This window comes from Streptomyces sp. NBC_01717 (assembly GCF_036248255.1).
Taxonomy (GTDB): Bacteria; Actinomycetota; Actinomycetes; order Streptomycetales; family Streptomycetaceae; genus Streptomyces.
On record NZ_CP109178.1, the window covers coordinates 2,000,379 to 2,019,524 of the forward strand.

General features: G+C 67.5%; 22 protein-coding genes and 2 pseudogenes. 15 read left to right on the plus strand and 9 right to left on the minus strand.

Annotated features, from left to right (window positions below):
- Positions 1-238 precede the first annotated feature (238 nt).
- Entirely contained in the window at positions 239-1,480 is a 1,242-nt protein-coding gene (locus OHB49_RS09125; protein WP_329159354.1) for a copper resistance D family protein, read from the plus strand.
- A gap of 162 nt (positions 1,481-1,642) precedes the next feature.
- Here OHB49_RS09125 and OHB49_RS09130 read toward each other — a convergent pair whose 3' ends face one another.
- On the minus strand, positions 1,643-1,984 hold the full coding sequence (locus OHB49_RS09130) for an Ig-like domain-containing protein (protein ID WP_329159356.1): 342 nt from the start codon (positions 1,982-1,984) through the stop codon (positions 1,643-1,645).
- 306 nt (positions 1,985-2,290) lie between these two features.
- Here OHB49_RS09130 and OHB49_RS09135 point away from each other — a divergent pair, with 306 nt between their 5' ends.
- The 3 genes from OHB49_RS09135 (at position 2,291) to OHB49_RS09145 (ending at position 3,571) form a co-directional block, all read left to right on the plus strand.
- On the plus strand, positions 2,291-2,575 hold the full coding sequence (locus OHB49_RS09135) for a hypothetical protein (RefSeq protein WP_030971622.1): 285 nt from the start codon (positions 2,291-2,293) through the stop codon (positions 2,573-2,575).
- A 63-nt stretch (positions 2,576-2,638) separates the two neighbouring features.
- Positions 2,639-2,911 carry a hypothetical protein gene (locus OHB49_RS09140; RefSeq protein ID WP_329159359.1) on the plus strand — a complete coding sequence of 91 codons (273 nt, stop codon included), beginning with the start codon at positions 2,639-2,641 and terminating at the stop codon, positions 2,909-2,911.
- A gap of 384 nt (positions 2,912-3,295) precedes the next feature.
- Positions 3,296-3,571, plus strand: coding sequence for a hypothetical protein (locus OHB49_RS09145; protein WP_329159361.1), 276 nt, complete (start codon positions 3,296-3,298; stop codon positions 3,569-3,571).
- 267 nt (positions 3,572-3,838) lie between these two features.
- On the opposite strand, the gene OHB49_RS09150 is transcribed toward OHB49_RS09145, so the two are convergent.
- Positions 3,839-4,681 carry a helix-turn-helix transcriptional regulator gene (locus OHB49_RS09150; RefSeq protein ID WP_329159363.1) on the minus strand — a complete coding sequence of 281 codons (843 nt, stop codon included), beginning with the start codon at positions 4,679-4,681 and terminating at the stop codon, positions 3,839-3,841.
- A gap of 101 nt (positions 4,682-4,782) precedes the next feature.
- Here OHB49_RS09150 and OHB49_RS09155 point away from each other — a divergent pair, with 101 nt between their 5' ends.
- A complete protein-coding gene (locus tag OHB49_RS09155; protein WP_329159364.1) occupies positions 4,783-5,586 on the plus strand; it encodes an SDR family NAD(P)-dependent oxidoreductase in 804 nt (267 codons plus the stop codon).
- 277 nt (positions 5,587-5,863) lie between these two features.
- Here OHB49_RS09155 and OHB49_RS09160 read toward each other — a convergent pair whose 3' ends face one another.
- On the minus strand, positions 5,864-6,457 hold the full coding sequence (locus tag OHB49_RS09160; RefSeq protein WP_329159365.1) for a DUF4291 domain-containing protein: 594 nt from the start codon (positions 6,455-6,457) through the stop codon (positions 5,864-5,866).
- 1,178 nt (positions 6,458-7,635) lie between these two features.
- Between OHB49_RS09160 and OHB49_RS09165 the strand changes: the two genes are divergently transcribed.
- The 6 genes and pseudogenes from OHB49_RS09165 to OHB49_RS09190 all read left to right on the plus strand — a co-directional run bounded on the left by OHB49_RS09165 (position 7,636) and on the right by OHB49_RS09190 (position 12,454).
- Positions 7,636-8,478: a DUF6461 domain-containing protein gene (locus tag OHB49_RS09165; RefSeq protein WP_329159366.1), complete on the plus strand. Its 843-nt coding sequence runs from the start codon at positions 7,636-7,638 to the stop codon at positions 8,476-8,478.
- Between the two features lie 398 nt (positions 8,479-8,876).
- On the plus strand, positions 8,877-9,233 hold the full coding sequence (locus OHB49_RS09170; protein WP_329159367.1) for a DUF805 domain-containing protein: 357 nt from the start codon (positions 8,877-8,879) through the stop codon (positions 9,231-9,233).
- Between the two features lie 430 nt (positions 9,234-9,663).
- Positions 9,664-10,584: a GNAT family N-acetyltransferase gene (locus tag OHB49_RS09175; RefSeq protein ID WP_329159368.1), complete on the plus strand. Its 921-nt coding sequence runs from the start codon at positions 9,664-9,666 to the stop codon at positions 10,582-10,584.
- Positions 10,585-10,995: 411 nt separating this feature from the next.
- Positions 10,996-11,160: a hypothetical protein gene (locus tag OHB49_RS09180; protein ID WP_329159369.1), complete on the plus strand. Its 165-nt coding sequence runs from the start codon at positions 10,996-10,998 to the stop codon at positions 11,158-11,160.
- A gap of 482 nt (positions 11,161-11,642) precedes the next feature.
- Positions 11,643-11,849, plus strand: coding sequence for a hypothetical protein (locus tag OHB49_RS09185; RefSeq protein WP_329159371.1), 207 nt, complete (start codon positions 11,643-11,645; stop codon positions 11,847-11,849).
- 73 nt (positions 11,850-11,922) lie between these two features.
- Positions 11,923-12,454: pseudogene (locus tag OHB49_RS09190) on the plus strand (transposase).
- A gap of 209 nt (positions 12,455-12,663) precedes the next feature.
- Here the strand turns inward: OHB49_RS09190 and OHB49_RS09195 are convergent.
- Together OHB49_RS09195 and OHB49_RS09200 are read right to left on the minus strand one after the other, a co-directional pair.
- Positions 12,664-13,014 carry an antibiotic biosynthesis monooxygenase family protein gene (locus OHB49_RS09195; RefSeq protein WP_329159373.1) on the minus strand — a complete coding sequence of 117 codons (351 nt, stop codon included), beginning with the start codon at positions 13,012-13,014 and terminating at the stop codon, positions 12,664-12,666.
- 25 nt (positions 13,015-13,039) lie between these two features.
- Positions 13,040-13,450 (minus strand): VOC family protein, encoded by a 411-nt coding sequence (locus OHB49_RS09200; RefSeq protein WP_329159375.1) that lies wholly within the window; start codon positions 13,448-13,450, stop codon positions 13,040-13,042.
- A 117-nt stretch (positions 13,451-13,567) separates the two neighbouring features.
- Between OHB49_RS09200 and OHB49_RS09205 the strand changes: the two are divergent.
- Positions 13,568-13,669, plus strand: a pseudogene (locus tag OHB49_RS09205) (LysR family transcriptional regulator); the annotation flags it as partial.
- 8 nt (positions 13,670-13,677) lie between these two features.
- Here the strand turns inward: OHB49_RS09205 and OHB49_RS09210 are convergent.
- Positions 13,678-14,124: a DUF1772 domain-containing protein gene (locus OHB49_RS09210; RefSeq protein WP_329159377.1), complete on the minus strand. Its 447-nt coding sequence runs from the start codon at positions 14,122-14,124 to the stop codon at positions 13,678-13,680.
- Positions 14,125-14,215: 91 nt separating this feature from the next.
- Here OHB49_RS09210 and OHB49_RS09215 point away from each other — a divergent pair, with 91 nt between their 5' ends.
- From OHB49_RS09215 to OHB49_RS09230, 3 genes are all read left to right on the plus strand, one after another.
- Complete coding sequence (locus tag OHB49_RS09215) at positions 14,216-14,794, plus strand: TetR/AcrR family transcriptional regulator (RefSeq protein ID WP_329159378.1); 579 nt, start codon at positions 14,216-14,218, stop codon at positions 14,792-14,794.
- Positions 14,795-15,268: 474 nt separating this feature from the next.
- Entirely contained in the window at positions 15,269-15,571 is a 303-nt protein-coding gene (locus OHB49_RS09225; RefSeq protein ID WP_030977991.1) for an ArsR/SmtB family transcription factor, read from the plus strand.
- Complete coding sequence (locus OHB49_RS09230; RefSeq protein WP_030977993.1) at positions 15,568-15,960, plus strand: VOC family protein; 393 nt, start codon at positions 15,568-15,570, stop codon at positions 15,958-15,960. The genes OHB49_RS09225 and OHB49_RS09230 overlap by 4 nt, the downstream gene beginning before the upstream one ends.
- A 97-nt stretch (positions 15,961-16,057) precedes the next feature.
- Here OHB49_RS09230 and OHB49_RS09235 read toward each other — a convergent pair whose 3' ends face one another.
- The 3 genes from OHB49_RS09235 to OHB49_RS09245 all read right to left on the minus strand — a co-directional run bounded on the left by OHB49_RS09235 (position 16,058) and on the right by OHB49_RS09245 (position 18,735).
- Positions 16,058-16,603 carry an AAA family ATPase gene (locus tag OHB49_RS09235; protein ID WP_030977995.1) on the minus strand — a complete coding sequence of 182 codons (546 nt, stop codon included), beginning with the start codon at positions 16,601-16,603 and terminating at the stop codon, positions 16,058-16,060.
- A gap of 457 nt (positions 16,604-17,060) precedes the next feature.
- Positions 17,061-17,492 carry a hypothetical protein gene (locus OHB49_RS09240; RefSeq protein ID WP_329159381.1) on the minus strand — a complete coding sequence of 144 codons (432 nt, stop codon included), beginning with the start codon at positions 17,490-17,492 and terminating at the stop codon, positions 17,061-17,063.
- Positions 17,493-18,180: 688 nt separating this feature from the next.
- Complete coding sequence (locus OHB49_RS09245) at positions 18,181-18,735, minus strand: hypothetical protein (RefSeq protein WP_329159382.1); 555 nt, start codon at positions 18,733-18,735, stop codon at positions 18,181-18,183.
- Positions 18,736-19,146: the final 411 nt, after the last annotated feature.

Sequence of the window (19,146 nt, forward strand, 5' to 3'; positions counted from 1 at the left end):
AGTCACGGAAGGGCCCCACGGAAGTGGGGCCCTTCCGCTTTATCACCACTTGGAAGAAGTGCTCCACGCGTTGCCGACACCCCGTCCACCACCGATCGGCGGGTCGAACGCGTGGGCCCGGACGGGTCGGTGGATCGAGGTTCCGTGCCGAGCATGTCAATTTCCCGCATTGACCAGGGAACTTAGGCATGCCTAACCTAACTCGCCTGTATTTGTTCGCACACGAGGATGGCGAGCCATGCCCCTGCCCAGTCAGTTCCCCCATGCCCTGCCGCTTTCCGCGGCGGCTCCGTCGACCCCGCTCGGTCCGTTCGAGGACAGCGCCGTGGCCTGGTCGACCTGGGTGACGCTCATGGGATTCGTCGGCGTAACCGTCCTGGCCCTGGTGTCCGCGGGCCCGGTCGCCCGCGCGATCGGATCGGACACACTCACCGCGGTGACGGTGCGCCTGTCCCGACTGGCGGTTGTGCTAGGGGTCCTGGCCGCGCCGGCGGTGCTCGCCGGCCTCGCCCACAACGCATCGGAGGAGGGTGGCTACGACTTCGGCGCAGCATGGAACTCGCTGTACGACGGCAGCAACGCAGGCCGCCTGTCGGGACTGGAAGTGACCCTCGTCCTCGTCGGTGCCGCACTGATAGCTCCCCTGGCCGTCCGCAGAGTCGCGGCGAGACCGGCCCGGCAGTGGCTGCTTACGGCAGGACTGTGCGCGGGGGCGGTCGCGCTCGGTACGACCAAGTTCCCGGATGAGGTACCTGACGACTGGGGCCGCTCCAGTTTCGAGACGCTCATGTGGATGTTGCATCTGCTCGGCGGGGCGGTCTGGCTCGGCGGAGTGGCGGGCCTGGCGGTGCTCGCCCTTTCCCGCGTGGTCGCTCCGGCCGATCGAGGGGCCTTCTGGTCCCCTGTGATACGCCGCTTCTCCGCGGCCGCGATGAGCTGCGTAGCCGCCATCACACTGTCCGGGCTGTTCTTGTACTGGGGGCACGTCGACGGTCCCTCTCAGCTGTTCACGACGATGTACGGGCGCGTGCTCGGCGTGAAGATCCTTATCTTCGGCGCCCTGCTGCTTCTCGGCGTCTTCAACCAGTTCTGGCTGCACCCGCGTGTCGACGCACTGCGCGCCGCCGGTGACGAGCGCCCTCTGCGCAAGCTTCTCGTCCGGGAGTTCCCCGTCGTGATCACCGTCGAGGCGCTGCTCGGGATCGCGTTGCTGTTCGTCGCCCCCTTTCTTCATGGCTCGGCCCGTGATCAGGCATTCCAGGCTGACGTAGCCAAGCACTCCACGGTCGCGTTGGACGAGCTGCCAAAGATCGCTGACAAGGCGGTCAGCACGTCCACGTGGGTGTGGGGCACCACTGAGACCATCGCCGTCATCGCCGTCATGATCGTCGGTTACTGGATCTCCGGAACTATCGCCCGGCGCCGTACCATCGCCACATCCGCCACAGCAAGTAGCCCGGGCGATCTCGTCGAGGTGTGAATCCACGCCAACTGCCCTGCGGGCCGGGGGCCCTGGCGGGATCGCGGCCGCTTCCAAGGTCTGCTCCCGCCGTCGTGATCAGCAGGTCGCCCAGCATCGCGTGCAGCTGCAGAATGCCGACGGGGTGCCCGAGACTGCTCGGGCACCCCGTCATGGGTCAGGTCACTCGACGATGGCCTGGGCGCTGCCCGTGATGCCGCCGGAGGTCACCGAGACGGTGACTGTGCCGGGGCGATGGGCTGTCAGGGCGCGGGTGGAGGGGCCCACCGAGGCGACCTTGGGGTTGCTGGACGTCCAGACGTGGGAGGCCGGGTCGGCGATCGGGATGGCGAGCGGTGCGATGTTGTCGCCGGCGGTCTGGTCGCCGGTCGCGGTCAGGTTGACGTGGTCGCCCTTGGCGATCGGGTCCTTGGCACCCTTGACGGTGATCGACGCCAGAGCCGGCTCGACGGTGTCCTGCAGGTCACCGTCGTCGCCGCCATATGTACGAACCAGCTCCGACAAGCGACAACTCGGCCGCCGTTCGATCTAATTCGCACTTATACCAGCATGAACATTCTGGCCGAGATCACGGTGCCGGCACCTCGACCAAGGCCCGGAGCTGGTCGAAGCCATCCGGCGGCGACTGGCGGTGAACCAACTACTCACCGTTGACCGGGCGAGCGGCTTCAGGTGCCGGAAGCCGCCGTTCGGATCACGGATAGGGGGTCCTTCCGGTGAATGCGGCACGTATCGCACACGCCCTACGTCCTTCGGCGGGTAGGCCGTCTCCGCAGAAGACGGCGCAGCGATCCAGTGAGGAGATCAGCCATGTATGCAGTGGTTCGGCGGTACGAAGGGGTGACCGATCCTGCCGAGGCGGGACGCCAGGTGAACGAGGGATTCCTGCCGCTCCTTCGCCAAGTCCAAGGTTTCGTGGCCTATTACTGGGTCGATGCCGGGGGCGGGGTGATGGTCTCGATGAGTGTCTTTCAGGACCCGACGGGCGCCGAGGAGTCGACCGACAGGGCGGGCGATTTCGTACGGGACCGCCTCGCCGCCCTGCTCCCCAACCCTCCCCAGGTCACGGCCGGCGAGGTCGTGGCCCATTCGTAGCGGTCCGCCGGAAGGTGGCACGGCTGTGACGCCTCGAACCGCGCGGGTCGCCGCGTACGAGCAGTGCGCCCAGCACAGTCTGCCCACGCCGCCTTCTTCTCTGCATTGCGCGACGTCTCAGCAGGTAGGCGGGACGGCCGCCTCGCCACGCTCGACGACCCCCAGCGGTGGCAATGGCTCACCATCCCCACCCACTTCCCGCACGGACGCCGGACTCTCATCAGCTCCGCTCGCCACCTCGGCGCGGTGCGGGCCCTGATGAACCCCGAGACCCAGGACGGCAAGCACGCCATCGTCGTCGCCGGACACCGCGCGCCTCCACGGCCTCCGGCGTGACCCGTGCCCAGGCCGAGGTCGTCAACACGCCGTCCGACCTGCCCGGCAACACCGAGCGCCCGGTCGCCAACGGCATCTTCTCTTACCCCACCGCCAAGGAGGCCGGAGCGGCCGACAAAGTCGTGGTGAACGGTGGTAAGACGATCACCACCGTCGCCAGCGGCTCCATCCCGCTCCCCGTGCACTCCGTAGACCAGTTCGCCAACCCGGCAGCCGGCCAGGTCCACGTCCGGATCGTGCCCTCGTCCCTCGCCTCGTACGAGGACGGCAAGCTCACCCCGCACCGCACCGCACCGCACCGCACCGGCACAGGCCACGCTGTCCTTCGCCCCGGGCGTCGTTCCGTCGGAGTCCACCGCCGGCTCGCTGCGTCTCGACCACACGATGCCGGCCGCCTCAGGCGTCAAGCAGCTTGTCCTGGCGCCGCGGGTCACGCTGACGACGGTCGGCAACCGGCCGCACAACGCGCGCATGCTCGCGCACCTCGTCGACCTGGGCGACGGCGCGATCTCCGTGAACGTGGCGAAGAAGGTCCTCCTCGACGACGCCGGCGGTGTCGTGGCCCGTGCTCAGGGAGCGTGGGAGAACGCAGGCCTCCCGGGCACCGGCACGGTGACGGTCGCGCAATTCGAGAAAGCGGACGCAGAGCTGGAGGGCTGAGCCGCACCTGCAGCGCGGCCGACGGACCGGTGTCGCAGCCCGGTGAGCCTCCGGAACTCTGATAGAACGCGAGTTCGAAAGTAAGCACTATGACCACACCTGCACCAGTCCAGCGCAAGGCCTCCGCCGCCCTGGACTGCCCACCCGCGCACGTCGGCCGGTGCGCGCGCCGCCACCAGCCATGCCACCGCTACGGCTTCGGCGGCACCCCCCTGCGCCTGCCGGGCAACCGTCGAGGCGGCCCGACCACGGCGAGTGCCGGGCTGCTCAGGGACGGACCGCGGTGTTCCAACTGATCAGGATCGGCAGGACGTGGGCGGTGGCGGAGTCGGGCTCGGCCGTGTAGACGATCAGCCGCTGGTCGGGGTCGTGCGGCGCGCAGACGATCACGATGTTGAAGGACATCAGACCTGCGGCGGGATGCTCGACCCGTTTGGTGACCGATGCGTAGTCGCGGACGCCGTGGTCATCCCACCACCGGGCCACGTCGTCATCACTCGCGCGCAACTCCTCCATGAGCGCCATCAGGCGATTGTCGTAGGGGCGGCGCGCGATCTCCCGACGCATCGTGGCGACGGTGGCCGACGCGAACTCCGCCCAGTTCACGATCCGCTCGCGGGCGACAGGATCCTGGAACATGAAGCGCACAAACGACGACCCCGGCTCCAGCGGACGGCCCAGCACCTCCGGCAGCAGGGCGTTGCGGGCGAGGACCTCACCGCGATGGCCGAGCAGCAGCACCGGGACGTGGTCGAGCGCCTGCATCAGCCGCAACAGACCGGGATCGGGGCGTTGGGGGGCGTGCGGGGTGGCGGCGCGATGCTGTGCGGTGGGCGCGGCGAGGTCGCGGAGATGCGCGTGCTCGACCTCGTCCAGACGCAGTGCGCGGGCCAGCGCGTCGAGCACCTCGTCGGAGATGTTGGCCTGGCGTCCCTGTTCGAGGCGGCTGTAGTAGTCGGGGCTCAGGCCGGCCAGTACGGCCAGCTCCTCCCGACGCAGTCCCGGCACGCGACGGGCGCCGGGGAAGGCCTCGATGCCCGCCTGGGACGGGGTGAGTCGGTCCCGGCGGGAGCGCAGGAACGCCCCGAGCGCGGCGCGGTCGCGTGACATTCCTCCAGCGTAGGACGCCCGGCGGCGCCCTGGGTGGTCCTGCCGTGCCCAGGTTTGTCCTGTCCTGGCCCGGTACCTGAGGCCGCCGTACAAAAGGACTCATGACTTCTTCACTTCACACGAACGACAGCACACCTACCGCCCCCGGCTCCCGGCTCATCGGCCGCACTGCCGTCGTCACCGGCTCGACCAGCGGGATCGGCGAGGCGACCGCCCGGCTACTGGCCGCTGAGGGCGCCCACGTCGTTGTCAGCGGCCGGCAGCAGACCAGCGGCGAGCGGGTCGTCAAGGCGATCCGCGGCGCCGGCGGCCGCGCCGACTTCGTCGCGGCGGACCTCGGAGGCAGCTACGAACAGCTGCGCGCCTTCGTCGCGCAGGCCACGGAGACGCTGGGCGGACGCGTCGACATCCTGGTCAACAACGCCGGTATCTACCCGGCGACGCTGACCGAGGACCTACCGGACACCGACCTCGACGCCATGCTCGCGGTCAACATCCGCGCCCCGCACGTCCTGGTCGGCGCGATGGCTCCGGCCATGGCCGCCCGGGGCAGCGGCACCATCGTCACCATCGGCTCCTGGATGGCCCGTCTCGGCACTCCCTACGCGGCGATGTACAGCGCCACGAAGGCGGCTGACGAGCAGCTCACCCGCAGCTGGGCCGCGGAGTACGGGCCGCGCGGCGTGCGGGTCAACACCGTCGCGCCCGGAGCGACCCTCACGCCCGGCAACGAGGAGGCCCGCGCGGAGCTCGACGCGATGACCGCCACCACCCCGGCGGGCGTCGTCGTCCGGCCGGAGGACATCGCCAAGGGCGTTCTGTACCTGTCAAGCGACGACGCGGCCATGGTCCACGGCATCACGCTCTACGTCGACGGCGGGATCACCGCCACCCGCCTGGGCTGATCCTCGGCCGGCCCGCGGCCGGGCACATGCCGATCGTCTAGGGGCTCGACGGCGACAGGCAGTCATTGGTCACGACATCCGCCTCGAGTGGTGACTGGGGCGTTTCCCGGCTGAGGTTCAACGCCCCATGCGCGACGCCGAGCGCCGCTTCCACAACCACGCCATGGACCTGCTCGAAGAGGCCGCCGACCACGACGCCTGAGAGCACCAGTAGCCCTGCAGAGGCTCTTGACTCGGCCATTAAGACTCCACCGGCCGCGTCGTGGATCGGCGGCAGTCAGGAACGCAAGTGAGCCAAGAGGCTGTCCTCGACGGGATAAGGAAGTTCCTGAGGCTGTAGACGGACGGCGGCTGCCAGATTCTCGTCACGTACCAGCGCGTGGACCTTTTGAGCGAGCGGCGTCACGTCGGTGATGGCGACTGTCCACTCGTCTGCGTACCGGTTCGCTGCCTCTCCGGTGAGGCCGAGTTGTAGCGAGCGGTACGGCAGCGGCTGCATGTGTAGATCACGTTCGGGATCCCATTGCACGCGGGCGGGGGCTCGCTTCAGCTGCCGCTTCCATGCGACGCGGTCAGCATGCAGGCCCCGCTCATAGTGGGACAGACAGGCGTGACGGAGTGCCCACTCGAAGCCCTGACGGGAGATTTCGATGGCCAGGATGGTCTCCTGGCCTCCCTTGGTGGCCCAGCCGGAGCGGTACATCATCCACAGGAACGACGGCTTGATCCATGTCATTCGGTCTCGTTGCCAGGCTGCGGGGAAGCGTCCCTCCCGTGCTGCGGGCAGTCCGATCTCCGGGCGGTACGCCTGGTAGACGGTGACAGTGGTGGGCGTGTAGCACGCGCGAATCCCGTTCTTCGGTTCTTCCACGAATTGAGGATGAGGCAGGTTGCGTCGCGTGAACCACTCATTTAGCGATCGCCCATGCGGACCTGCGGCAATAGCAGATCAGGGCAACGGCGGTCCCAGCGCCGTGCCACACGCGTGCCCTCTCCCGCCGCGCGGCCGAGCGGCTGGGGCGCGCGCCATCAAGAAGCCGCCCCTGGCAAACGTACATTCTGCGCACGCTGCGCAGCGTCGCCCTTAGCATCGGTCTCTTCGTCTCGGGCTTCATACCGCTGGCCGTCAGTCTCGCCACCGCAGGCACGACCTGACCCGCGCCTCTCCGTACCCGCTACCCGCTACCCGAGAGCACCCAGACAGCGGCACACTGAACGGCTCCGGTCACCTCCGCACTTGGCCCGTGACATCCACGTCTGACTGTGAGGATGTCGATGGTGCCGAGGACATCGGCGGTCCCGGACGGAGCCAGTGCCTCATGTCGATGCTGGGACAGGGCCCGAGTGATCAAACTCCTGAAGCGTGTTCTCGGAGCCCCTTCCCCCAGGTGTGCCCCAGGGGTGTCCAGCGACGGAGAAGCTGCAGGTGAGAGGGGTTAAGGGGAGCCCTGCCGGCCTCGGCGGATCGGCGTCGTGCATGCGGTGCGCGTGCACGACGTCCCGCTCAGTCCCCAAAGGCAAAAGCGAGGCCAAGGACCATGAGGAGGAGCCCGCCCGGAGCGACCACACCTCCGGCAAGCCGGAAGAACCAGGGCCCAAAGATCGACTTTTCCATGAGCTCGGGTTGCATGGTCCGGGCTCCAACAGCGGCTCTCACCGCGTTCCGTCGCTGAGCTGCCTTGTCCGCCGCGCCGCGGACATTGAACAAAAAGACAACCCCCCAGGCTGCTCCGGCCAGGCCCATGACGGCCAGAAGTATTGCTGTCACTCCACACTCCCCCCACAGCTCCCATAGTGGAGCATCAAACCCAGCACCCTGAGCTGGGTAACCCGGCGCAGCCTCTCACCCTCCCCGCGCTGCCGACAATGCACAGGTGATCGAAAGGTGCTCGCCGAGATCCGGCCCCAACTCGCCCTATCTCACTCCTAAGAGCTCGTAACACGATCATGTTGCTGACACGGACTCGGCGGCGACCCGAGAACCAGCTCCGGCCGTAAGAACCGGCTTGGGACCGGGCGTTGTCAGAGGCATCAGGCACACTGCGCCGTATGAAATTGGTGACCGCGCACGACTACGCCTGGATCCGCACCTCGCCGCTCTTCCGCCACATGATGGAGAGCGGATACACCCTGACACTGATACGGGGGCGGACCCCGCGCGAGGTGCTGCGCGCGATGGAGGCGGAACCGCGCGGCACCGGGGAGGGAACGGCCGGGCTGATCGAGGCGGACGACGCTCACCGCGCCGAGGTGGATTACGACTACTGGGACGAGTCCTACGTCGCGGGTGCCTTCAGCGCTCCGGGCGAGAACGGAGACTGGACACTCGTCCTCGGCTTCGACGGTGGCCTGGGGACAGCGGCGCCGTGCGTGGAGACGCTGTCGAAGGGCGGCCGGGTCGTGGCGCACTCGACCAACGGCGGCAAGCCCATCCACCTCTTCCACTGGTTCGAGGACGGTGAGCTCCGTACGACGTTCGAGGGCCCCTCGTCGCGCGACGGCAACACCCCCGATGAACTGGTCCCCCTGCTGCGGGAAGTCGGCTTCCCTCTGACCTCCGAGGGAGAGCACGACGAGAGCACCCCGGACGTCGACCGGAAGGCGGCGGTCCTCGCTCTGGCCGAGAGACTCACCGGCATACGCGTCACCGAATCCCTCCTCCACGACGCTACGTACGAGCTGGGACTCGTCCCCGAACAGCCCGCCGAGGAGTGGACCGGCGTGGTCATCGACATCACCGATGCCCACGGGGAGCGCCTGCACAGGGAATGGACCTACCAGGAGATCGCGACGGCGTCGGACCGAGCGCGGGCGGAGGCAAACGCGCCGGTCGTGCTCACCTACAACGAGCCGCCGGCCATGGATCGTTCGCAACACGAGACAGGTGAGTAGCGAGCGAGCGCGTGGAGGGTGCCCCGGCGTACTCGCCGCCCTCTACAAGGGAACTTGCCGCCACGGGGGATTCCGCGATCATGGTCCGGCAGCCTTCTCGAGCCGTCGCCAGCAATGAGGCCGCAGCCCAGCTGCGGGTCCATGGCTGCCGGCCGGGCGGGGCAGCAGTCTCATCGACAGTCTCGTTCGCTGCCGTTCAACACTGCTGCAGGCAGTCCATGGCCCCGGCCGCGGGCGACTGGAGCTGTACGCGAGCCAACTCGTGAACAGAGCCACGCCGTCCCACAGCCGCGGTCACCGAGATGTGTCTTGACCTGCACGGGACAGGACAGGACCATACGTTCTGCCTGCTTGATCACCTCAGGACGGCGTCCAACGATGGCCGTGGGGGGCATCACATGCACTGGTACGTAGACGTGCTCAAGAAGTACGCGGTGTTCAGCGGGCGCGCGCGTCGCACCGAATACTGGGTGTTCAATCTGTTCAACGTCGCGATCAACATCGTGCTGTTCATGGTCGGACGCGCAATCGACTTCACCCCGCTTCAGGTGCTCTACGCGGTGGCGATGCTCCTCCCCTCACTCGCCGTGGGCGTCCGCCGCCTGCATGATGACGGGCGCTCCGGCTTGTGGCTCCTGATTGGACTGATCCCGCTGGTCGGCGACATCGTCCTGCTCTTCTTCTTCTGCAGCGACAGCCGGCCCGGAGACAACAAGTACGGGTCGGTTCCGAAGTACATCGGCGCGCACATCTGACCATCCGGCGGCACTGAGACCTCGTTACCAGTGAGGTACCGGGGTCGCCATCCCCGAACACGCGGCATAGCGGCACGAACGCCGACGGGGCCGTCGGGATCGCGCGCTCCGCCTTGACGCCCTGAACCACGCCCTGAACCACGGTGTGTGGGCCGAAGGCGGACGGGATGGAAGCTGGGGCGAGTGGTGGGTTGAGGTGTGGAACCCCCTGATCTCAGCGCCGCAGGTCGTGAGAGTCCACATTGGTGCCCCGACATGCGGCCATCGCGCTGACCGTCCGGCAAATCTGTTTCCGGATTGGAGTGAGCACTGCTAATCATGCCTGTGCGCGGTGGGTTGCCGTGTTGAGCAGCGATGGAGGGCTCCGATGCGGGCTGGATACGACGTACGAACACCGCGGGAATCTGATCTCCCGTTGATTGTCGATGCTGTGAACGCGGCCGCTCGGGCAAACGATTCGACGGCTGGGGCCCAGACCGAAGACGAGTTCTTGCGTGCCTGGGCACAGATGGACAGTGCCGAGGACGCGTGGGTTGTGACCGGTCCGAACGACGGGATCTACGGATACGGGCACGTGATCGCCGCATTGCCTGAGGGCCGGATCTTCGCCGACGCGTACACGCATCCCGACCATGTCGGCGCGGGAATCGGAACGACGCTCCTTACACATATCGAAGCTCGCGCCGCTGCGATAACACCTGGCATCGCCTCCGGTGACGAAGCCACAGACGTCGCCCTGGTGAACTACGTCCTGCTCGGCGGAGACGCCGATCGGATGCTCCGCGCCCGCGGATACCACCTGGCGCGAATCCACAAGCGCATGCGGACAACCCTGGACACACCACTGGTCGCGCCAGTCTGGCCCGGTGAGGTCAGTGTGCGCACGTGCACCGGGACTGCGGAGGATCTGAGGCGAGTACACGAGTGCGTCGAGGATGCTTTCGGTGACCGCTGGGGCCAGGCGCCGCGCTCGTATGATCAGTGGGCCGAGGACATGATCTACGAGGGGTTCGACCCTGCGCTCTGGCTCGTCGCTGAACGCGCCGGGCGAGTAGTCGGTGCGTCCCTGTGCCGTTTCCGCCAGGTCGACGACCAAGTCGCCGGCGAGGTCAGTCAGCTCGGCGTTCGGCGCGAAGCCCGACAGCTCGGGCTCGGCCGGGCGCTGCTGCTGGCCAGTTTCGCGCTCTTTGCCGAACGTGGTGCCACTTCCGTCGGACTTGATGTCGACAGTGAGAGTCCTACCGGCGCTCACCGCCTCTACGAACGATCCGGGATGACCACGACAGTGGCCATCGGACAGTTCGAACTACGGATACGCGATCTCCGGCACCCTGGAGAAGTCGCTCGTTGAGATCTTCATGCCCGACCTCGGTGGTCGTCCGGAGCAGGCACGGCAGCGTTTGCCAGACGCCATGGGTGGCGAACGAGGACGAGGAGGTAGAGGCGACACAAGGCGTGTCAAGAGAGCCAGCTGGCGATGACATCAGCGGCTGACACCAACACTGCCGGTTACCGGCGAACCCCGCCGGACTCACGCGGCAGGTGGACCCAGCACCGTCCAGGATTGGCCGTGGTGCGCGACGCCCACGGACCGACCTGATAGGGATGCGGTCAGACGGCAAAGGTCGTGCCGTCGGGGCTCCGCCTGCAACTGGTGGCCGGCGCCCAATGGGGAATGAGCGTCGACAGCACAGGGGAGAGTCGTTTGAGTGACTGGGGCGAATGCCTATGGCAGGCGGTCTTTGGGGCCGCCACATTGATGGTGGCACTTAACATTCGCGACTCCGCCCTGCGGATCCATGACTTCATGGCGAACTGGACCGGGATCAACAGCTTGATCACCCCCATGTCGGTGAGGGTCACCTGCGGGGTCCTCGGCGCCATCTCGATGGTGGACGTCGCAGTCAGCCTGGCCCAGGCCGCGTAGCCTCGCGCCCCGCGTGGGTCTGGCCAGAACTAAGGATCAGATGTTCCCCGTGCCACAACCGCGCCAGATCTGGCGGGGAGCCACGGGGAACTGCGGTCGCAGACAGTGCGCGCAGCCTGTGTCCGTCGAAGTCGGCATACCGCAGGTCAGACCTCAACTCGCCCCACCTGGCTCCTAAAGCGGGGGTCGCAGTTCGGATACTCCTCCGGTCGACCGACAAATTCTCCGTCGGCATTCCGCCGAAGAGGGCCGCCACGGACAGCATCAGCTGCGCCGCTGCCACGAAGCAGCCGAACGTCCGGTTCGGAGGAAGCCGGGGCAGCGCCCCCAGGCGACGGGCAGCAGTTACGAACTGGCCCTGCATACAAGTCCGGCCGAGCTCAGAAGATCCTCAAGCTTTTCAGCCCTGGATACCGCGAGCCCGAAGAGCATGTCATGGTCATCCTTCGCTGAATGAACTGAGCAGCCACAGAGGGGGATCCTTGATCGAGCTTGGCGTCATGTTCGGACTCATGGGTGTGACGGCGGTTGCCCTGGTCGTCAAGCTGCTGCGGCGCAACCGCACAGAGAACGTCGACGGATTCCTCATCGAGCAAGCGAGCCGGGTACGGGCGCGGACCGACCGGGTTACCTACAGCTCCGCCGCAGTACATAACTCTTCACCGACGGTGCGCGACTACCGCCCCTAGGGCGCGTATCGGATCGTGATCAATGAGCGGGTTCTCCCCTCGCGCTGATCTTCGATCCGGTAGATCGCCTTGCATGACCCGTATGCAACTGACCGATGTGGAGCGGGAGTTCATCGGGCCGTACCTGCCGATCGGCGAGTATGGCCCGTACCCGGTGCGGCTGCGGCAGCAGTTCGAGGGGGTGATGTGGCGGTTTCGGACGGGCGGGCAGTGGCGGGAAATGCCCGCCGAGTTCGGTGCCTGGTCGGCCGTCCCCGCACCCGCCCGGACGCGGTCGCCGGGGACAAGACATCCCGCGGCAACCGCGCCCACCTGCGCAGGCGCGGCATCAAGGCCGTCATCCCGGAGAAACGGGACCAGGCCGCCAACCGGAAGAGGGAGGGCCGCAAAGGGGGACGCCCCGTCGACATCGACGCCGAGCTCCACAGGGAGACACCGTCGAGCCCGTGATCAACAAGCTCAAGGCGTGGCGGGGTATCGCGACCCGCTACGACAAGACCCCGGAAAGCTACCTCGCCGGGCTTCAGCTGCGTGCCTCGGTGATCTGGATCAAAGACCTCACCCGAACCAGAGCCGATAGCCGCGCAGGTCATCGAGGGACGTAGCTTGTCGGGATCGCAGTTGTGGACTGTCTGCGGCAGCCGCATTCCCGGATGTCGGGAGTTCGGTGGCCCGCTGCCGCCCGAGGAGTGGGGGTCGTGCGCCACCAGCGCGGTGTCGGCCCGCGGTGTCGCAGGAGATCCGGAGCTGGATCGCCCGCCCGCAGGTCTGAGCACGAGGACATCACCTCCGTCACGCGGCTACAGCTGCCGTGTCATGCGTCGATCTGCTCGAAGATGTGTGGGTACGACACGATGTCGTCGGGGAACTCGGCCGCCATGCGCTGGAACTCCGGGCTGCCGAACGCCGCGGCGAGCGCCTCGGTCGACTCCCAGACCGCGACGTTCATCAGAAGCTGACTGTCCGCCGTTCCCTTGTGCATCTGCAGGGAGACGAATCCCGGCTGAGCCTTCATGAACTCCGCCTGCCTCCGAAAGAGGGTCAGGAACACTTCAGCCCTCTCCTTCGGGACGACGAAGGTGTTGGCCAGGACGATGGGCCCGGTCTTCTCCTTGAACTGCGCGAACATCGGCGTGTGCGGGTCGAGACTCTGCAGCTTGGCCATTTTCGGTACTTCCTCTCGCTATCGGTCAGTGGGTGTCGCTGGGGCCCGCGTCCTGGGGATACCAGCGGAGTTCGAGGGTGTTGGTGTCCGGGTCCTGGATGTAGATGGAGGTGGCGGTGCCGCGGGCACCGAAGCGCTGGACCGGGCCCTCCAGGACGGTGAAGGTGCCCGACTTGATGACCTCGTCCCAGTCGACCGGATTCACGGTGAGGCAGAGGTGGTCGACGTTGGACTCGCCGCGCGGGCCGGCGACCAGATCGATGATGGTCTCCGGGGTGATCCGCACCGACGGGAAGGGGAGCTTGCCGGCCCGCCACTCCGCTACGCGCATCGGCTCCAGGCCGAGCAGGTTGGTGTAGAAGTCCAGGGACCGTTCGACATCGGCGACGTTGAGGACCAGGTGGTCGAACGCCTTCACGCGAACCGTAGTGACCATGGATTTTCCCTTCGGGAGGGTGCTGGGGTGATGCCTCTTATGGTCTGCCGCCCGGTGGGCCTCAACAAGGCACCATCGACGTACGGTCGTTGGACCGTACTCAACGCCGGAGGTGCCCTGCCGGAGCGCGCGGAGGCGGAGGCTTTCCTGACACTTGCCGAGGAACTGCACTTCGGGCGCACGGCCGAGCGGTTGCGGCTGACGACCCGGCGGGTGACCCCGCGGGCTCAGGCGAGGGCGGCGACCAGCAGGGTGAAGGCGGCGATGATGACGGCGACGCGGACGTAGTGGAAGCGGTCCCAGCGATTCTGCTGCTCCTTCCAGTCCTCGGGCCGATTCTCGGGGGTCCATGTCTTGCCCCGGTTGTTGATCGGGACGAGCAGCAGGATCGACATGACCACGCTGAGGATCAGCAGCGCGCCGGCGATGACGACGAGGCCGGCGCCGGGGCGGCGCCATCCGGCGACGGCCCAGACGGCGGTGAGGACGAGCGAGGTGATGTACCAGACCGGCATCAGTGCGCCGAGCATCCGGCCCCCGTGGGCGCGGCCGAGCACGCCGCTGTCCTCGGGGAGTCCGTTGAGGATCGGGTTGATGACGAAGGCGACGGAGAACTCCACCCCCACCATCAGGCCGACGACCACGGTGGTGAACACCTCGAGTGCGTTGAGCATGATGACCCCTCCAGGGATCTAGCGCTGCTAGCCGATGAGGCAACGCTAATACTACTGCCGCTCGATTGTCTAGCAGTGCTAGGATCGAATAATGTCGGTACAGGAACGCAAGGAGCGCGAACGGGCGGGCCGCGAGCGCCTCATCGTGGCCACGGCCCGCGAACTCGCCGAGCAGCAGGGCTGGGACGCGGTCACCACCCGCCGGCTCGCCGAGCGCATCGAATACAGCCAGCCCGTCCTCTACAGCCATTTCCGCGGCAAGCGCGAGATCATCGGCGCCGTCGCCCTCGAGGGTGCCACCGAGATGGCCGCGGCGCTGCGGACCGCGACCTCCGCCGCAGACGGCCCCCGCATCCGGGTCACCGCCCTCGCCCGCGCCTACCTCGACTTCGCCGAACACAACCCGGCGGTCTACGACGCCATGTTCCAGCTCGACGGCGGCCTGGCGTTCGCACACGAGGACACCCCCGAGCCGCTGAAGGACGCCTTCGCCGCCCTGCTGGAAAGCCTCGGCGAGGTCGCCGGGGACGGCGTCCACCCGGCACTGTTCACCGAGGTGTTCTGGGCAGGCCTGCACGGGCTGGCCACCCTGACCCGGGCGCGACGGCTCCCGCCGGAGGACACCGAGCGCAGGGTGGAACTGCTGGTGGACCGGCTCGCCATGGTCTGACACACCGTCCCGCCGGGCACGCAGCCGGGGTCCCATGACCCCGCTGCCTGCCTCCGGCATCGCTCCCGGTCACTCGCGCCCACACGGCGCAGCCGCAGATCGCCGGGCCCCGCCCCCCGACGGGGCACCCGCCCCGGAAGCCGCGGCAGGTTCCGGGAGCTCTCGCGGGACGCGCCGCTCATCAAAACCACGACCGCGGACTGAGGACTGGTCGTTCGGGCAGTCGCTGGTCAACCCACGTTGGCGCGGGCAACGACCTGACGTAGGGGCTTGTCAGCGGCGTGCTTGTTCCGCCAGATGATGTAGGGCCGGCAGCTGCTCCCCATCCAGCTCGCCACCGGCCGCCCCGAGGCCGCCCATTCCACCCATCGCGTCCTCGCCACCCGCGGGCCTGATGCCGCCAACGGCGGGTCGACTCGGGACGCAGCCCACCTCGACTTGATAGGCAAGTGAATACTTGCTTATTCTGTGGTCGTGGCCGACGACCTTTTCAAAGCCTTGGCCGACCCCACCCGCCGCACCATTCTCGACGAGCTCACGGAGAAGTCCGGACAGACACTGTTCGAGATCTGCTCGCGACTGAGCATGAAGCACCAGCTCGGCATCTCGCGCCAGGCGGTCTCCCAGCACCTCGCCGTACTGGAGGCCGCAGGGCTCGTCGAGACCAGGCGGGAGGGCCGCTACAAGTTCCACGACCTGAACACGGCCCCGCTGCGGCAGATCGCTGAACGATGGCTCGTGCACGATACGTCCGAACCAAAGGAGAGCACCCCGTGAAGATCCATCTGACCAGCGTCTTCGTTGACGACCAGGCCAAGGCTCTGCGCTTCTACACCGAGATCCTCGGCTTCGTGAAGAAGCACGACGTCCCGGTGGGCGAGAAGGACCGGTGGCTGACCGTCGTCTCGCCCGACGAGCCCGGCGGCACCGAACTCCTCCTGGAGCCCGCCGGCCACCCGGCCGTCAAGCCCTACCGCGACACCCTCGTCAAGGACGGCATCCCGCTCGCCCAGTTCGCCGTCGACGACGTGAAGGCGGAGTACGAGCGCCTGCACGGCCTCGGAGTCCGCTTCACCCAGGAACCCCTGGAGATGGGCCCCGTCACCACCGCCGTCTTCGACGACACCTGCGGCAACCTGATCCAGATCGCGACGAAGCCGCAGTAGGCGGTCGGCCGTGTGCGGGGCTCGGTCGCGCCGGCGGCTGGACCCTCGCCCTGGGGTTCACCGGCGGGGTGGGCCTGACTCCGGCTGGGGACACGCATCACGTGAGCTGCGAGATGGTGTCTGCGATCATCGCCACCCGGTTGACCACTTCACCGGCTGGGACATCGACGAGCTCGTAACCGAACTGCCGATAGCTCTGTTCGTGGATCCGCTCGAAGGCAAGCGACTCCTGGAAGCTGATCCGGCGGGCAGCGGTGGGCTGACAGAAGCCGATGTTGCGAATGAAGAAGACCTGCTGCTCGTAAACCCGCTCCCGGGTGATCCTGTCGATCTCGGCGGAGAGCGTCTCTGGGACGGGGCGTCCGAGATAAGTGCTGAGGGCGTGGGTGCAGATCGGAGACCTGTCGTAAATCTGGAGGGTCACGTCGCTGCATGCGGACTGCATTTGTCGCTGACGCTGCAGGGCGACCACTGCCACGACGAAGGCTGCCTGGGTCCAGGGCTCGGCATTCCCCTCAGCTTGCTCGCGCGTGATGATCGCAGTCGCTGCCTCATCGACGACGTCGAACCCCTGCTCTTGCAGCTGCCGGAGGATCGATGTCTTACCTGCGCCGGGTGCGCCGGTGAGGATGAACCGCTTCATGGCAAGTCCTTGGGTCTTTTCCGGTGGTTGATGTGGAAGTTCGTCCACCCCCATCACGGGCGGTGATGCGGGCGGTGAGGTAGGCGCTCCAGTCACGCTGAGCGTGGTGGGCCCAATTGAGTGCGGTGTGGATGTGGACATCAAGCAGCTCGGCCAGGACTGACGGGGGCAGTTCGGCGGCGCGTGCGATGAGGGCTGCTGTCCGAGCCGGCCTGGCCTGGATGCCGTGGCGCGCGAGCTGGTCGTTGAACGCCTTGCGGCTGAGGGGATGGCGGGGCAAGCACGCCGGGGAACAGCCACGGAATCCGGTGGGCCGGGCGACGGGAGAGATTGGAGCGCTGCCGGGGTGCTTTGGCGAGTTGGTGAAGGAGTTCAGCCAGGCGGGGCGCAATCCACAGCCGTGCATTTCCGAGCTGGAGGAACATCCTATCCGAGGTGCCATGTTTCTGGTCGGTGGTCAGGTGACGCAGACGTTCGCCGGGGATGCCGTGGAGGAGGACGAGGGATCCGGCGACGCGGACTTCCAGTGGGAGCGCGGTGTCGGTGAGGCAGCGGCGGAGTTGCTGCCAGCGCTCTTCCTCGGCGAGGACGGGGCGGCCGTCGCGGTTGGTGGGGTGGCGATGGTGAATGGATCGGTGAGGCCGCGCTGGGCAGCCCAGTCGAGGAACTGCTTGACCTCGTAGTGCGAACGGTTTGCGCTGAACCAGGTGTCGAGTCGGTTCTGGTCCAGCGTGGCCAGGTCGAGGTGGTGGGCGTCGAGCCGGTCCAGGAGGAGCAGCGCTTGGCGTACGCGGCGGCGGATCCGCTGGGGTGCCGAGGTGGTGTGTAGGCGTCCTCCGGCTTGACGCCGGGCGCGCCGAAGTAGCACCCAGGTGGTGAACGGGCGCACGAGGCGGCCGTGGTGCGGGGCCGGTCGGCAAGTAGGCCGTCGAGCCAGGTGGGGATGCGTTCGAGGTCGCCGTTCCGGGGCGGCAGGATGCCGGTGGCGATCAGCAGGTGGCGCAGGTATCGCTCGGCGTGCCCGGATGGAAGTTCGTCCAGCAGGTCGTGGGTGATCGGCCGGCGGTCGGCGGCCAGGCGGATCAGCAGCCGGGCGGAGGGCTGTCGGACAGCCGGTGCAGGGTGCCGGCCGGTTCCGTCGTGTCGTCCAAGGTGCGGAGGAGTGGCTCGAGTTGGGGATGCTGAGTGCCATCGGGGCAGGTGATGCGGTCGCGGACCCGCCGATGCACCCGGTAGCGCAGGCATTGGCCGTCGGCGTAGGCACCCTCCTCGCTTCCGCAGGTGGTGCAGGGTGCGGCGGGGCCTGCTCCGGCGCAGGGTCCGCAGATCGCGGCCTCGCTGGGGAAGTGAGCGGTGCCGGTGAGGGGGCGGCGGGCGCCGCAGCGCGCGCAAGGTCCGGGGCGGCTGCGGATGCGGTCGTAGCAGGGTGGGCAGACTGGGCCCATGGGCCAGTTCGCCCACGGTGAACGGGCTTTCGACCGCCACGCTTCTCCACCCCCGACCTCGATGGCCCGATGCCTTTCGCGCTCCTCAGGACCGGATGCACTGGAAGTGCCCGGGCTGGCAAGCAGGCCGTGTCAGGTGGGAGGACTGCGTCGTACTGGGCGGGGTCTGCGGGGAAAGAAGGTGTAGCTGAAGGACCATGCGAAGTCGATCATGAGAATCAAGGCCCAGGAGCCGACGAGGCCGATCAGCGGAGCGGCGCGGTGAAGGTCATGGACCATCGCGGTGTCGAGAAGGATCAGGCAGCTACCGATGCTCCAGGCAAGCAGGTGACGCAACCACAGGCGTCGTTCACGGGCCGCGTGCTCTCGACCCGCGCGCGGTAGCCGACTCGGGGTCGGTCCACCGAACCGAGGGGCGATGCGGCTGTCTGCCCATGCCACCAACTGCCCGCCGAAAGCGATTGATACCCCCAGGTAGACCGCCGCCAGTCCGTGCGCCGAAGTCGGGATCGCGCCTCGTGCGAGGTCGACGGTGGATGCCGTGAAGAGCAGAAGGTCGATGGCGGGAAGCGTGAGCAGCAGCGCGGTACTCACCCGTGTCCAGCCTGCGCCGTAGCGGCACAGGAGAGCGGTCACCAGCACCACCCAGAAGGAGATCTCGCACCCGACGATCAACAGGTAGAGCACCGGCCCCCCAGTTTTTCCTCTGGGTCAGGCACGGCGACGCGGTGCGGGTGGGGGCCGAGGTGCAGGAACCAGCAGGCTTGAGGTCAGTCCGGCGGGTTGCGCCCCGAGTCGTTGCGACGACGGCTCGGGCACCACTGCCACGTGGAAATGCCCGAGCCGCCATCCAGGCGCAGGAGCGAGCTGGCACGGGGGCCAGCCCGCTCCTGCTGTCGGCGCCCACATACCTCCCCATGAGAGCAGGCGCCCCGACCCGCGTGATCGAGTCACTTTGTCCAGCGCACCGCGCGTCGGAAACATCACCGGCGATGGGGGACGGTCACGGAGTCAACACTCTTGCGAGGAAATCCGCTTGAGACCGTCACGACTCAGTCGCCTTCCATGCACGTATCCCGGTGAGCGCCACGCTTCCCA